Annotated in this window: 12 protein-coding genes and 1 pseudogene; 12 read left to right on the top strand and 1 reads right to left on the bottom strand. The window is 70.9% G+C overall.

Annotation, left to right across the window (positions count from 1 at the left end; all coding sequences use genetic code 11):
* Window positions 1–22 precede the first annotated feature (22 nt).
* Window positions 23–709, bottom strand: coding sequence for a response regulator transcription factor (locus ACIP4Z_RS14825; protein ID WP_355335477.1), 687 nt, complete (start codon window positions 707–709; stop codon window positions 23–25).
* Window positions 710–1,110: 401 nt separating this feature from the next.
* Here ACIP4Z_RS14825 and ACIP4Z_RS14820 point away from each other — a divergent pair, with 401 nt between their 5' ends.
* From ACIP4Z_RS14820 to ACIP4Z_RS14765, 12 genes and pseudogenes are all read left to right on the top strand, one after another.
* Window positions 1,111–2,595, top strand: a complete 1,485-nt coding sequence (locus ACIP4Z_RS14820; protein ID WP_355335475.1) for an FAD-dependent monooxygenase — start codon at window positions 1,111–1,113, stop codon at window positions 2,593–2,595.
* 2 nt (window positions 2,596–2,597) lie between these two features.
* Entirely contained in the window at window positions 2,598–2,924 is a 327-nt protein-coding gene (locus ACIP4Z_RS14815) for a TcmI family type II polyketide cyclase (protein WP_391125374.1), read from the top strand.
* Window positions 2,921–4,201, top strand: coding sequence for a beta-ketoacyl-[acyl-carrier-protein] synthase family protein (locus tag ACIP4Z_RS14810; RefSeq protein WP_355335471.1), 1,281 nt, complete (start codon window positions 2,921–2,923; stop codon window positions 4,199–4,201). The genes ACIP4Z_RS14815 and ACIP4Z_RS14810 overlap by 4 nt, the downstream gene beginning before the upstream one ends.
* Entirely contained in the window at window positions 4,198–5,418 is a 1,221-nt protein-coding gene (locus ACIP4Z_RS14805; protein WP_355335468.1) for a ketosynthase chain-length factor, read from the top strand. The genes ACIP4Z_RS14810 and ACIP4Z_RS14805 overlap by 4 nt, the downstream gene beginning before the upstream one ends.
* A gap of 177 nt (window positions 5,419–5,595) precedes the next feature.
* Complete coding sequence (locus tag ACIP4Z_RS14800; RefSeq protein ID WP_355335466.1) at window positions 5,596–5,868, top strand: acyl carrier protein; 273 nt, start codon at window positions 5,596–5,598, stop codon at window positions 5,866–5,868.
* Between the two features lie 11 nt (window positions 5,869–5,879).
* Window positions 5,880–6,665: a 3-oxoacyl-ACP reductase FabG gene (fabG, locus tag ACIP4Z_RS14795; protein WP_355335464.1), complete on the top strand. Its 786-nt coding sequence runs from the start codon at window positions 5,880–5,882 to the stop codon at window positions 6,663–6,665.
* A gap of 153 nt (window positions 6,666–6,818) precedes the next feature.
* A complete protein-coding gene (locus ACIP4Z_RS14790) occupies window positions 6,819–7,757 on the top strand; it encodes an SRPBCC family protein (RefSeq protein ID WP_391051272.1) in 939 nt (312 codons plus the stop codon).
* 2 nt (window positions 7,758–7,759) lie between these two features.
* Window positions 7,760–9,924 (top strand): annotated as a pseudogene (locus ACIP4Z_RS14785) (SDR family oxidoreductase).
* A 55-nt stretch (window positions 9,925–9,979) separates the two neighbouring features.
* Complete coding sequence (locus tag ACIP4Z_RS14780; protein WP_391051274.1) at window positions 9,980–11,548, top strand: carboxyl transferase domain-containing protein; 1,569 nt, start codon at window positions 9,980–9,982, stop codon at window positions 11,546–11,548.
* Window positions 11,549–11,561: 13 nt separating this feature from the next.
* The gene (locus ACIP4Z_RS14775; RefSeq protein ID WP_391051276.1) at window positions 11,562–12,524 is read left to right on the top strand and encodes an LLM class flavin-dependent oxidoreductase; all 963 of its coding nucleotides are present in this window, start codon (window positions 11,562–11,564) and stop codon (window positions 12,522–12,524) included.
* Between the two features lie 61 nt (window positions 12,525–12,585).
* Window positions 12,586–13,905 (top strand): MFS transporter, encoded by a 1,320-nt coding sequence (locus tag ACIP4Z_RS14770; protein ID WP_401307920.1) that lies wholly within the window; start codon window positions 12,586–12,588, stop codon window positions 13,903–13,905.
* On the top strand, window positions 13,902–14,495 hold the full coding sequence (locus ACIP4Z_RS14765; protein ID WP_355335452.1) for an NAD(P)H-dependent oxidoreductase: 594 nt from the start codon (window positions 13,902–13,904) through the stop codon (window positions 14,493–14,495). The genes ACIP4Z_RS14770 and ACIP4Z_RS14765 overlap by 4 nt, the downstream gene beginning before the upstream one ends.
* Window positions 14,496–14,587 lie beyond the last annotated feature (92 nt).

Here is a 14,587-nt window from a genome sequence, read left to right as displayed (position 1 = left end):
AGGTGGGGGCGGCGGGAGTCGTTCAGCCGTGTCCCATCCGGAACCCGATCCCGCGGAGCGTGACGACCCAGCTCGGGTCGCCCAACTTCTTCCGCAGCGCGCTGACATGGGTGTCGATGGTGCGGCTCGCCCGCGCACTCAGCGGGCGGCCGTCGTGCTGATAGCCCCACACGTCGGCCATCAACTGCGTACGGGTGAAGACCGTCTGCGGCTGTGACGCGAGTTGGAGGAGAAGGCAGAACTCGATCCGGGTGAGCCTGATGAGCCGGCCGTTCACCCGGACCTCCCGGGTGTCCGGGTCGACGCACAGCGAGCCGATCATGATCGGCTGCGACCGGACGGCGGCCGAGAGTTGCGGTCCTGAACGCCGCAGGACGGCCTCGATACGCGCGTGGAGTTCGCGGTATCCGAAAGGCTTGGCCATGCAGTCGTCGCAACCGGCCTGTAAGCACAGGATCCGGTCGAGTTCGGTGTCGGGGTCGGTGAAGGCGATGATCGGTATGTCGCTCGCCGACCGGAGCAATCGGCACACTTCGAGACCGTCCATGTCGGGCAGCGCCAGGTCGATGAGGAAGAAATCGAACTTGGAGTACTTCTCCAGCGCCTCCGCACCGGTGCCGCACTGCTCGATGTCGAATCCGTGCCGCTGCAACTCGGTACTCAGGCTGCCGACCCCAATCGTGTCGGAATCCGCTACCAGCACCCGCATGACTTTCCAACCTCGATGGGGATCGCTCAAATTTCTTTGGCAGATTAGCGGCCGCCGGGCCCGCTTTGAAGATCCGGCGGGACATTTCATACTCCTGCAAGGTTCCCGCAACTATCCGGCGCATACGCGCAGTTGGGGCGGAGCGGCCGATCGTGCTCGGTCAAGAAACCTGTACATCCCTTGACGGTTTCTTATGAATCGCCGTCGAGCGGTGTGGTGCCTGACGTCGGCTTCATGGTCGGAGTGTCAGGAACCTGAAGACACGGTTTGACGTTCCTCTGACGGTCATTTTCAGATACCCTTTAGATTTTTGCTTGAATTCTGGGCAGGGCGTGACGGACGATATTTGCGTCCAACGGAAACCCGGCGGACGCGATTGCCCTTTCAGATGGGAGAGGTGTATGAGCGCTTCGGTCATCATTGCGGGAGCCGGACCGGCCGGGCTCGTACTCGCCGGGGAACTGCGGCTGGCCGGTATTGACGTCATTGTTTTGGAGCGCCTTTCCGGACCCACCGCGGAATCACGCGGAATAGGATTGGCGATTCGAACAGTCGAGACTTTCGCCCAGCGCGGACTGCTCCGCCGCTTCGGTGAGCTCACGACCAGCGAGCAGGGCCACTTCGGCGGGGTCCCGCTGGACCTCGGCGTGCTCGACGGCCCGTACCGCAGCGCCAAGACCGTGCCCCAGTCCGTCACCGAGACCGTTCTGCAGAACTGGGCGCTCGAACTCGGCGCCGAGATCCGCCGCGGTCACGAGGTCCGCTCGTACCAGGAGGAGGACGCGTCCGTCGCCGTACGCGTCGGCACCCCGGACGGGGAGCGGACACTGCGGGCGGACTACCTGATCGGCGCCGACGGCGGGCGCAGCACCGTCCGCAAGGCCGGCGGCTTCGACTTCCCCGGCACCGCGGGCGCCACCGAACTGCTGCTCGCGGACATCCGCGGCATCGACGTGGCGCCCCGTATGACCGGCGAACTGTCGGCCGGCGGCATGGTGATGTCCGCCCCGCTGGCGGGCGGCGTGCACCGCGTCATCGTCGGCGAGCGCGGCACACCGCCGCGTAGGCGGAGCGGCCCGCCGCTCTTCCACGAGGTCGCCGACACCTGGAAGCGGCTCACCGGGGACGACATCTCCGGCGCGGAGCCGGTGTGGATCAGCGCCTTCACCGACGCCGCACGCCAGGTCTCCGACTACCGCAGGGGCCGGGTCCTGCTGACCGGCGACGCCGCCCACATCCACTTCCCCGCGGGCGGCCAGGGCATGAACACCAGCATCCAGGACTCGGTGAACCTCGGCTGGAAACTCGCGGCGGTCCTGCGCGGCACCGCGCCGCAATCCCTGCTCGACACGTACCACACCGAACGGCACGAGGTCGGCAGGCAGTTGCTCGCCAACACCGGCGCGCAGAGCCAGTTGATCCTCGGCGGCAAGGAGGCGCAGCCGCTGCGCGACGTGCTCGCCGAGCTGACCGCGTACCAGGACGTGACCCGCCATCTCGCGGCGCAGGTCAGCGGGTTGGCGATCCGGTACGACGTGGGACCCGGCCCCAATCCGCTCCTCGGGGCGCGGATGCCGCATGTGGAACTGAGCGTGCGGGGCCGGCCGACCAGCAGCACCGCGCTGCTGCACGCCGGCCGCGGCGTCCTGCTCGACCTGGCCGACAACCCGCACGTGCGCCGCCGCGCCGCCGACTGGCGCGAGCGGATCGACATCGTCACCGCCGTCCCGCGCGGCGACGGACCCGACCCGCTCGACGGTACCACCGCGGTGCTGATCCGCCCCGACGGCTATGTGGCGTGGGCCGGACCCGGCAGCCACTACGACCTTCCGGCGGCACTGGACCGCTGGTTCGGTCCCGCCCGACTCGATTCGCGAGAGAGGTAGAGATGCACAGCACACTGATCGTCGCCCGAATGAACCTGGGCTCGGCCGAGGAGGTGGCCCAGATATTCGGCGCCTTCGACGGGACCGACATGCCGCATCTGATGGGCACGCGCCGCCGTGAGCTGTTCTCGTACCGCGGTCTGTACTTCCACCTCCAGGATTTCGACGCCGAGAACGGTGGCGAGCGCATCGAGACCGCCAAGAACGACCCCCGGTTCATCCGGATCAGCGACGACCTCAAGCCGCACATCGAGGCGTACGACCCCGCCACCTGGCGCTCGCCGGCCGACGCGATGGCCCAGCGCTTCTACCACTGGAGCGCTTCGTGAGCAGGTCGACCGGCCGCCGCGTCGTGATCACCGGAGTCGGTGTCACGGCCCCCGGCGGCATCGGGGTCAAGGACTTCTGGCAACTGCTGGCCGACGGACGCACCGCGACCCGCAGGATCTCGTTCTTCGACCCGGCGCCGTTCCGCTCCCAGATCGCCGCCGAGGCGGACTTCGACGCCGAACTGTCCGGGCTCACCCCGCAGGAGATCCGCCGGATGGACCGCGCCGCGCAGTTCGCGGTGGTCACCGCCCGCGAGGCGGTCGCCGACAGCGGACTGGACTTCGACTCCGTCGACCCGCACCGCGTGGGCGTGACCATCGGCAGCGCCGTCGGCGCCACCACCGGCCTCGACCAGGAGTACCGCGCGGTCAGCGACGGCGGACGGCTGGACCTCGTCGACCACGAGTACGCGGTCCCGCACCTCTACAACTTCCTGGTGCCCAGTTCCTTCGCGACCGAGGTCGCCTGGGCCGTGGGCGCGGAGGGGCCCGGCACGGTGGTCTCCACCGGCTGCACCTCCGGCCTCGACGCCGTCGGCTACGCGACCGACCTGATCCGCGACGGGGCGGCCGACGTGGTCGTGGCCGGGGCGAGCGACGCCCCGATCTCGCCCATCACCGTCGCCTGCTTCGACGCGATCAAGGCCACCACGGCGCGCAACGACGACCCGGAGCACGCCTCCCGGCCGTTCGACGCCAGCCGCACCGGCTTCGTACTCGGCGAAGGGGCGGCCGTGTTCGTCCTGGAGGAGTTGGAGAGCGCCCGCCGCAGGGGCGCCCACATCTACGCCGAGGTCGCCGGTTACGCGACCCGGTCCAACGCCTTTCACATGACCGGACTGCGCCCGGACGGCGCGGAGATGGCCGAGGCGATCCGGGTGGCGCTCGACGAGGCCAGGATCGATCCGCAGGACATCGACTACATCAACGCGCACGGCTCCGGCACCAAGCAGAACGACCGCCACGAGACCGCCGCCTTCAAGCGCAGCCTCGGGGACCACGCCTACCGGACGCCGGTCAGCTCCATCAAGTCGATGGTGGGCCACTCGCTCGGCGCCATCGGCTCGATCGAGATCGCGGCCTCCGTGCTGGCGATGGAGCACAGCGTCGTACCGCCCACCGCCAATCTGCACCACCCGGACCCGGAGTGCGACCTCGACTACGTGCCGCTGACCGCGCGCGACTGGCGTACGGACACGGTGCTGTCGGTCGGCAGCGGCTTCGGCGGCTTCCAGAGCGCGGTAGTGCTCGCCCGACCGGATCGGAGCGCTCGATGAACGCCCACCCCGTGGTGACCGGACTCGGTGTCGTCGCGCCCAACGGCCTCGGTGTCGAGGAGTACTGGGCCGCCACCCTCGAAGGACGCAGCGGCATCGGACGGATCACCCGCTTCGACCCCTCGGACTACCCGTCGCGGCTCGCCGGTGAGATCGGCGGCTTCGACGCCCGCGAGCACCTGCCCAGCAGGCTGCTGCCGCAGACCGACCGGATGACCCAGTTGGCCCTGGTGGGCGCGGACTGGTCGCTGAAGGACGCCGGGATCGACGCCGACGACCTGCCCGCCTACGCGGCCGGGGTGATCACCGCCAGCCACTCCGGCGGCTTCGAGTTCGGCCAGAACGAACTCAAGGCCCTGTGGAGCAAGGGCGGCCGGTACGTCTCCGCCTACCAGTCCTTCGCCTGGTTCTACGCCGTCAACAGCGGGCAGATCTCCATCCGCCACGGACTGCGCGGCCCCAGCAGCGTGGTCGTCAGCGACCAGGCGGGCGGCCTCGACGCGCTCGCCCAGGCCAGGCGCCAGATCCGCAAGGGGACGTCGGTCGTGGTCGCCGGCGCCGTCGACGCGTCGATCTGCTCCTGGGGGTGGGTGGCCCAACTGGCCGGCGGACGGCTGGCCACCGGGGACGACGCCGAGCGCGCCTACCTGCCCTTCGACGCGTCCGCCCGCGGCCATGTGCCCGGCGAGGGCGGCGCGTTGCTGGTCGTCGAGGACGCCGAGCACGCGCGGGCCCGCGGCGCCGGGAACATCTACGGCGAACTCGTCGGCCACGCCGCCACCATGGATCCCCGGCCGGGCAGCGGCCGGGCGCCCGGCATCGAACGGGCCATCGAGGAAGCGCTGTTGGACGCGGGCACCGGCCCCGACGAGGTGGACGTGGTCTTCGCGGACGCCGCCGCGATCCCCGAACTCGACCGTATCGAGGCCGAGGCCATCACCAAGACCTTCGGCCCGCACGGGGTCCCGGTGACCGCGCCCAAGACCATGACCGGCCGCCTCTACTCCGGCGCCGCGCCGCTGGACGTCGCCGCCGCGCTGCTGAGCATCCGCGACGGCGTGATCCCGCCGACCATCGGCACGGCCCTGGCCGACCGGTACGACATCGACCTGGTGGTCGGCGCCCCCCGCCCCGCGCCCGTACGCACCGCCCTGGTGCTCGCCCGCGGCCAGGGCGGATTCAACTCGGCCCTCGTCGTACGCGCCGCCGACCGCTGAACCCACTCGGCGCCGACGGTTGTTGTCGCCCGCCCACGACGGCTGAAGCCACCTGCCGCCGACCGCTGTAGTCACCCGCCGCCGACCGCTGAGGCCGCCCGCCGCCGGGACCACCGGCCACCGCGGGCTCCGGCCTTCGCGCCCCGGCCACCATCCCCACCACGAAAGGCACCGGACATGTCCACCACCAGCCCGTTCACCCTCGACGACCTCCGCCGCATCCTGCTGGAGGCCGCGGGCGAAGAGGAGGGCGTCGACCTGAGCGGCGACATCATCGACACCGAGTTCCAGGCGCTCGGCTACGAGTCGCTCGCCCTGCTGGAGACCGGCAGCCGGATCGAGCGCGAGTACGACATCTCGCTCGACGACTCCGCCCTGACCGACGCGGTCACACCGCGCGGCCTCATCGACGCCGTCAACTCGCAGCTCTCCGCTGCCCCGAGCGTCTGAGGAGACGGCACATGTCGCAGAACACGGAGCGGGTCGCCCTGGTGACGGGCGCGACCAGCGGTATCGGCCTGGCGGTCGCCCGCCTGCTGGCCGGTCAGCGGCACCGGGTCTTCATCGGCGCCCGCAACGCCGACAACGTCGCGGCCACCGTCAAGGAACTGCGCGCCGAGGGGCTGGAGGTCGACGGCGCGGTCGTCGACATCCGCAGCGACGAGGAGGTCAGGTCGTTCGTCCAGGCGGCCGTCGACCGCTTCGGCACCATCGACGTGCTCGTCAACAACGCGGGCCGCAGCGGCGGCGGAGTGACCGCCGACATCACCGACGAGCTGTGGTACGACGTGATCGAGACCAACCTGAACAGCGTCTTCCGGGTCACCCGTGAGGTGCTGAACACGGGCGGTCTGCGCGACAAGAGCCGCGGCCGGATCATCAACATCGCCTCCACCGCCGGGAAGCAGGGCGTGGTGCTCGGCGCCCCGTACTCCGCTTCCAAGCACGGCGTCGTCGGTTTCACCAAGGCCCTGGGCAACGAGCTGGCGCCGACCGGGATCACGGTCAACGCGGTCTGCCCCGGCTACGTCGAGACGCCGATGGCCGCGCGGGTCCGGCAGGGATACGCGGCGGCCTACGACACGAGCGAGGACGCGATCCTCCAGAAGTTCCAGTCCAAGATCCCGCTCGGCCGCTACTCCTCGCCCGAGGAAGTGGCGGGACTGGTCGGCTACCTCGCCTCCGACACCGCCGCCTCCATCACCTCGCAGGCGCTCAACGTGTGCGGCGGCCTCGGCAACTTCTGAACCCTGGCTGATCCCCGGCTGATCTCCGGCCGATCCCGTTTGCCCTTTGCCCGACCGCTGCCCGACCCCTGACCGGCCCCTGACCGACCCCTGACCGACCGCGGACGACCGCCCGGTCCCGCGGTCCTTTCCACCACCGATCGGAGCTGTGACATGACGACCCGTGAGGTCGAACACGAGATCACCGTGCGGGCCCCCGCCGCCGACGTCTACCGGCTGCTCGCCGAGGTCGAGAACTGGCCCCGGCTGTTCCCGCCGTCCGTCTACGTCGACTACCTCGAACGCGACGGGAACGAGGAGCGCATCCGGATCTGGGCCACCGCCAACGGCGAGGCCAAGAACTGGAGTTCGCGGCGGACGCTGGACCCCGATGCCCTGCGTATCCGTTTCTGGCAGGAGGTCTCGGCGCCCCCGGTGGCCGAGATGACCGGCACCTGGATCATCGAGCGGCTGGGGGAGCGGGAGTCGCGGGTACGGCTGCTGCACAGCTACCGCGCGATCGACGACGACCCCGAGGGTCTGCGATGGATCGACGAGGCGGTTGACCGCAACAGCCGGGCCGAACTGCCTGGCCTGAAGACCAACTTGGAGCTGTCGGCGCAGGACGCCGGGCTGAGCCTGTCCTTCGAGGACAGCGTGCGGGTCGAGGGCGCGGCCAAGGACGTCTTCGACTTCGTCAACGAGGCCCACCTGTGGACCGAGCGGCTGCCGCACGTCGCCAAGGTCGAACTCACCGAGGACACCCCGGGCCTCCAGACCCTGCGGATGGACACGCTCACCAAGGACGGCTCGACCCACACCACCGAGTCGGTCCGGGTCTGCTTCCCGCACCACAAGATCGCCTACAAGCAGACCACGCTGCCCGCGCTGCTCGACCTGCACACCGGCTACTGGACCTTCGAGGAGGGCGAGGACGGGGTCACCACCGCCACCTCACAGCACACCGTCGTGCTCAACGCCGAGAACATCGGCAAGGTGCTCGGCCCCGAGGCGGGGGTGGAGGAGGCGCGCCGGTTCATCCGTGAGGCGCTCGGCAACAACAGCCGGGCCACGCTGAACCACGCCAAGGAGCACGCGGAAGCGCGGCGCTGAGCATGGCGGGCCCACTGGACACCGATGTCGTCGTGGTCGGAGCAGGACCCGTCGGGCTGCTGCTCGCCGGTGAACTGCGCCTCGGCGGAGCGCGGGTGACCGTGCTGGAGCAGCTCACCGAACCGACCACCGAGTCCCGGGCGTCCACGCTGCACACCCGCACGATGGAGATCCTGGACGAACGCGGGCTGCTGTCACGGCTGGGCACGCTGCCCAGCGGCGGCCCCGGGCACTTCGGCGGCCTGCGCCTCGACCTGACCGCGGCGGCTCCCGGCCACCGCTGGGCCGGGCAGTGGAAGTGCGCCCAGGCGCGTCTGGAGGCCGTGCTGTACGCCTGGGCCACGGAGTTGGGCGCGCGGGTGCTGCGCGGGCACGCGGTGACGGGCCTGCGTTCGCGGACCGACCGGGTGGAGGCCGGGTTCATCGAACTGGGCTCCCAACCGGGCGTCCTGACCGCCTCCTACGTGGTCGGCTGCGACGGCGAGCGCAGCACCGTACGGCAGTTGGCCGGATTCGAGGTGGACGGCGGGGACGGCACGCTGGAGATGCTCCGGGCCGACCTCGCGGGCATCGACATCCCCAACCGGCGCTTCGAGCGGCATCCGAACGGGCTCGCCACCGCCTTCCGCTGGCCCGACGGCAGCACGCGGGTGATGGTCCATGTGCACGGCGAAGGCAGCGGTCCGTCCGCCGAAGCCGAAGCCGAAGCCAGCACCGGCCCCAGCACCGGCACCGGCACCGGTCCCAGCACCGGCACCGGAACTGGCACCGGCCCCGGACGGCGGACCGGCGCCCCGAGCCTGGACGAGGTCGTCCGGGCCTGGGCCCTGGTGACCGGCGAGGACATCGGCGCCGGCACCCCGGTCTGGCTCAACGCCTTCGACAACACCACGATCCAGGCCACCCGCTATGTGAAGGGCCGGGTGCTCCTCGCGGGCGACGCGGCCCACGTGCAGATGCCCGTCGGGGGCCAGGCGCTCAACCTCGGCCTCCAGGACGCCGCCGACCTCGGCCGCAAGCTCGCGGAACAGATCGCCAAGGGCGACGGGGGCAGCGAGGACAGCGGCTCGGCCCTGCTGGAGAGCTACCACGACACCCGGCACCGGATCGGCGCCGCGACGCTCACCAACATCCAGGCCCAGGCCCGGCTGCTGCTCGGCGGTCCCGAAGTGGACGGCCTGCGGTCGGTCTTCGGCCAACTGCTGGAGATCGACTCGGCCCGGCGCCATCTGGCCCGCGCGATCAGCGGCCTCGGCGCCGCCGCCCCCGACCCCGCCGAACCCGGTCCGGCCGACCCCGACCCCGACCCCGTCGACCCCGACCCCGTCGACCCCGACCCGTCCGGCCCCGCGGCACCACACCAGACCACCACAGATGACGTCACCCCAGGAGAGGCATCATGAGCAGGCTCATCGGCAAGACGGCACTCGTCACCGGCTCCAGCCGCGGCATCGGCCGCGCCATCGCCGTACGGCTGGCCAGGGAGGGCGCACTGGTCGCCGTGCACTACGCCGCCAACGAGGCGGCGGCCCAGGAGACCGTCGAACTCATCGAGAAGGACGGCGGCCAGGCGTTCACCGTCCGCGCGGAGTTGGGCGCGCCCGGCGATGTGCACGAACTCTTCCTCGGCCTGGAGAAGGGCCTCAAGGAGCGGTCCGGCGGCACCACCCTCGACATCCTGGTGAACAACGCCGGTGCGACCAGCGCGAGCGGCATCGCACCCGAGGACGTGACCCCGGAACAGCTCGACCTGTTCTTCGCGGTGAACGCCAAGGCCCCGTACCTCATCGTGCAGCGGGCCCTGGCGCAGATCCCCGAGGGCGGTCGCATCATCAACATCTCGTCCGGCCTGACCCGGGTCGCCAACCCCGACCAGGTCGCGTACGCGATGACCAAGGGCGCGATCGAGCAGCTCACCCTGCACCTCGCCCGCCACCTGGCGCCGCGCGGCATCACCATCAACAGCGTCGCGCCCGGGATCACCGACAACGGCAGCGCCGTCTTCGACATCCCCGAGGCGGTCGAGCAGATGGCTCAGCTCTCGGCCTTCAAGCGGGTCGGCAAGGCCGGTGACGTCGCGGACGTGGTCACCTTCCTCGCCACCGACGAGGCCCGGTGGATCACCGGCGCCTTCATCGACGCCACCGGCGGCACGCTGCTGGGCTGACCGCCCAAGGGGAGCAGGAACCGACCGAATCGAACGGGAGAGGAGGTGGCCCGGCATGCCGACAGACGTCCCGGGAAGCATCGCGGACCGCACGTCCGAACTCGGCGCCCTGAAGGAACGGGTCCGGCAGGGACCCGATCCGCGGGCGACCGAACGACAGCACGCACGCGGCAAGCTCACCGCGCGGGAGCGGATCGAACTGCTCCTGGACAAGGGCAGTTTCACCGAGGTCGAAGGGCTGCGGCGGCACCGCGCCAGCGGCTTCGGCCTGGAGGCGAAGAAGCCGCACACCGACGGTGTGGTCACCGGCTGGGGCACGGTCGAGGGCCGGACGGTCTTCGTGTACGCCCATGACTTCCGGATCTTCGGCGGCGCGCTGGGAGAGGCGCACGCCGAGAAGATCCACAAGATCATGGACCTGGCCATCGCGGCCGGCGCCCCGCTGGTCTCGCTCAACGACGGGGCGGGCGCCCGTATCCAGGAGGGCGTCTCCGCGCTCGCCGGTTACGGCGGGATCTTCCGGCGCAACACCAGCGCCTCCGGGGTGATCCCGCAGATCAGCGTGATGCTCGGCCCGTGCGCGGGCGGAGCCGCCTACAGTCCGGCCCTCACCGACCTGGTGTTCATGGTCCGGGAGACCTCGCAGATGTTCATCACCGGCCCGGACGTGGTCCAGGCGGTGACCGGCGAGGAGATCACCCAGAACGGTCTCGGCGGCGCGGACGTGCACGCCGCGACCTCGGGGGTCGCCCACTTCGTCTACGACGACGAGGAGACCTGCCTGGCCGAAGTCCGCTATCTGCTCTCGCTGTTGCCCGCCAACAACCGCGAACTGCCGCCGCGCGCCATCACCGCGGATCCGCCCGACCGCGAGTCCGAGGCACTGCTCGACCTGGTGCCCGCCGACGGCAACCGGTCCTACGACGTCCGGCGGGTGATCGAGGAGATCGTCGACGACGGCGAATTCCTCGAAGTGCACGCCGCGTTCGCGCCCAACCTGGTCTGCGCGCTCGCCCGGCTGGAGGGCCGGGTGGTGGGCCTGGTCGCCAACCAGCCCGCGGCGATGGCGGGCGTACTGGACATCGACTCCAGCGAGAAGGGCGCCCGGTTCGTCCAGTTCTGCGACTCGTTCAACATCCCGCTGGTCACCCTCGTCGACGTCCCCGGCTTCCTGCCCGGCGTCGACCAGGAGCACAACGGCATCATCCGGCGCGGCGCCAAACTGCTCTACGCGTACTGCAACGCCACCGTGCCGCGGGTCTCACTGATCCTGCGCAAGGCGTACGGCGGCGCGTACATCGTCATGGACTCCCGCTCCATCGGCGCCGACCTGGCCTTCGCCTGGCCGACTAACGAGATCGCGGTCATGGGCGCCGAGGGCGCCGCCAACGTGGTCTTCCGGCGCGAGATCGCCGCCGCCGAGGACCCGGCCGCCATGCGCGCCCAGAAGATCGCCGAGTACCGCGACGAGCTGGTCCATCCGTACTACGCGGCCGAACGCGGCCTCGTCGACGACGTGATCGACCCGCGCCTGACGCGGCCCGTGCTCTGCCGCGCCCTGAACATGCTCAGCGCCAAGGGCGCCGACCTGCCGCACCGCAAGCACGGCAACCCACCCCAGTGAAAAGGATCGTGGCATGGACGTCGGACTCCTCTTCGACCTGCGCAACCCCGAGCAGTGGCACCGGCCGTGGGCCGACCACTACGCGCATACTCTGGAACTCTGCGAAGAGGCCGACCAACGCGGTGTCGGCGGCCTGTGGTTCACCGAGCACCACCGCTTCGAGGACGGCTATCTGCCGCAGCCGCTGACCGTCGCGGCGGCCGTCGCCGCGCGCACCCGGCGGGCCCGGATCGGCACCTCGGTGGTGCTGCCCGCGCTGCACCACCCCGTCGACCTCGCCGAACAGGCCGCGCTCGTCGACCTGATCAGCGGCGGCCGGCTCGAACTCGGCCTGGGCGCCGGGTACCGGGTGCCCGAATACGAGCTGTTCGGCGCGGACTTCGGCCGCCGGTTCGCGGGCACCGGCCGCAACATCCGCGAGATCCTGCGCCTGTGGCAGGAGCGGGTGATCTCGCCGCTGCCGATCCAGGACCCGCCGCCGCTGTGGGGCGGTTTCTACGGTCCGCGCGGCGCGAAGCTCGCGGGCGAGCTGGGCATCGGGCTGCTGCACATCTCGCGCCCCATGTTCAAGCACTACCGCAAGGGCCTGGTCGAGGCGGGCCACGACCCGCAGGCGGCCCGGGTCAGCGACCTGATGCCCATCATCCTCGCCGAGGACCCGGAGAAGGCGTGGCACCAGGTCGCGCCGCACCTGGCCCACCAGGTCAACTCCTACCGGCAGTTGTCGGTGGAGGGCCGGGAGAAGTCCGAACCGCTGCTCACCGCCGAGGATCTCCGCGACCCGAACGCCGAGGACACCCGCGGCCTGCTCGACATCCTCACCCCCGAGGACGCGGCCGTCCGGATCAAGGAACTGACCGGTGACCTGCCGGTCAAGCACCTCATCTTCTGGGCGAGCATCGCCGGGATGCCGGACGAGCTGGTCGCCGAGAACATCCGGCTCGTCACCGAGAAGCTGCCCGCGCTGCTGCCGTGAGCCGGACCCGACGCCGAAGCCGACACCGCGACCCCATCCGACACAGACACGGCGGCCCCTCATGACAGCTCCCTCGTGGACCGACTCTTCCGATGCCGATGCCGATGCCGATGCCGAGGCCGACCCCGAGGCCACGGGAACGGCCACGGGAGCGGGAACGGGCACGGGCACGGGAACAGGACCGGCGGCGGAATCGACGCGCTGGGACGCCCGGCTCTGGACCGTCCTCCTGATCCTGTCGGCCAACATGATCCTCGACGCGATCGAGGTCTCCCTGGTGCTCGTCGCGCTGCCCTCCATCGGCGCCGCGCTCGGCCTTGACCTGTGGACGGCGCAGTGGCTGATGAGCGGCTTCGCCGTCGGATTCGCCACGCTGCTCGTCCTGGGCCCCCGGCTCAACGCCCGACTGGGCCGCAGGCGGGTCTACCTCGCCGCGATGCTGCTCTTCGCCGCCGCCTCGGTGGTCGGCGGACTCACCGACAGCGCGGCCCTGCTGATCACCACCCGGGTGGTCAAGGGGCTCAGCGCGGCGCTCACCGCACCGACCGGTCTCGCCATCATCGGCACCACCTTCCCCAGCGGACCGCAGCAGCGGCGGGCGGTGTCCGTCTACGCCCTGTTCGGCGCGGCCGGTTTCACGGTCGGACTACTGCTGTCGGGCGCGCTGCTGACCGAGAGCTGGCGCTGGACCTTTCTCTTCCCGGCGCCCGTGGCCCTGATCCTGCTGGTCTTCGCCCTGCGGATCATCCCGCGCGACCGGGGCGCCGTCCCGGCCCCCCGCGTCACCCCCGCGCTGCTGCGCAACCGCCAACTGCTGCGCTCCGCCGTCGGCGCGGCCTGTCTCAACGGCACGTACCAGAGCCTGTTGCTGCTGCTCGTCTTCCAAACCCAGCGCCAACTGGGCTGGTCTCCCTGGCAGTCGGCGGTCGCCCTGCTGCCCGCGTGCGTGCCGCTTGCCGTGACCGTGCCCTTCGCCGGAGCCATGACGGCGCGGTGGGGCACCGGGCGGCTCATCGCCCTCGGCGCGACCGCGCCGCTGCTGGGCTACGCCCTCTACCTGTGGCGGCCCGACAGCGGTTCCTACCTCACGGGAATGCTGCCGACGCTCCTTCTGGTCGGCGCCGGGTTCGTGCTCTCCTTCGCGGCCCTCAATCTCCAGGCGACCGGGGCGCTGCCGCCCGCCGAACGGGCCGCGGCCGTCCCGCTGTTCCAGACCGCCGTGCAGGTCGGCGCCGTCGTGATGCTCCCGGCCACCGCGGCGCTGCTCGGCTCCCACCACGGTCACCGCCCGGCGCTGACCCTGATCACCGCCGTCTCCGGGATCGGCCTGCTGGCCGCACTGACCGGACTCCGTACCCCTCACAGACAGGTCGCACCATGACGGATGACCAGCTCTCCCTCGCCATCATCACCGCCAGCGTCCGCGACGGGCGGCTCGGTCCCGCCGTGGCCGACTGGTTCCTGTCCCAGGTCAAGGAACGCCCCGAATTCACCGTGCAGAGCGTCGATCTGATCGACCATCCGCTGCCGCTGGTCCTGCCGGGGCCCGGCAAGGACGTGTCGCTGGAGACGGCCAGGACCCGCGAAGCCCTGCGTTCCGTGCTCGTGGCGGCCGACGCCTTCGTCGTGGTCACGCCCGAGTACAACCACAGCTTCCCGGCCGCGCTGAAGAACACCGTCGACTGGTTCTACGAGGAGTGGACCGCCAAGCCGGTCGGCTTCGTCTCGTACGGCGGCCTCAGCGGCGGCATCCGCGCCGTCGAGCAGCTCCGGCAGGTCTTCGCCGAGGTGCACACCCTGACCGTACGGGAGAACGTCGCCTTTCCCCTGGCGGGAAACCGTTTCGACGAGGCGGGCCGGCTGATCGACCCGGAGCCGAGCGTCCTGTCGGCCGGACTGCTCCTGGACCAACTGCACTGGTGGGGCAACGCGTTGCGGGCGGCCCGCGCCGAGCGCGCGTACCCGCGCTGAGCCCGCCCCCGATCCGTACCCGCGCTGAACCCGCGCTCGATCCGTACCCGCGCTGAGCGCGCACCCGGCCGGTGACTCCCCACGCACCGGCC

The sequence above is a fragment of the Streptomyces sp. NPDC088910 genome (assembly GCF_044749865.1).
In the GTDB taxonomy this organism is placed as follows: Bacteria; Actinomycetota; Actinomycetes; order Streptomycetales; family Streptomycetaceae; genus Actinacidiphila.
The sequence above is the reverse complement of the archived record's forward strand: the minus strand, read 5'-3'. Positions and strand labels throughout refer to the sequence as shown.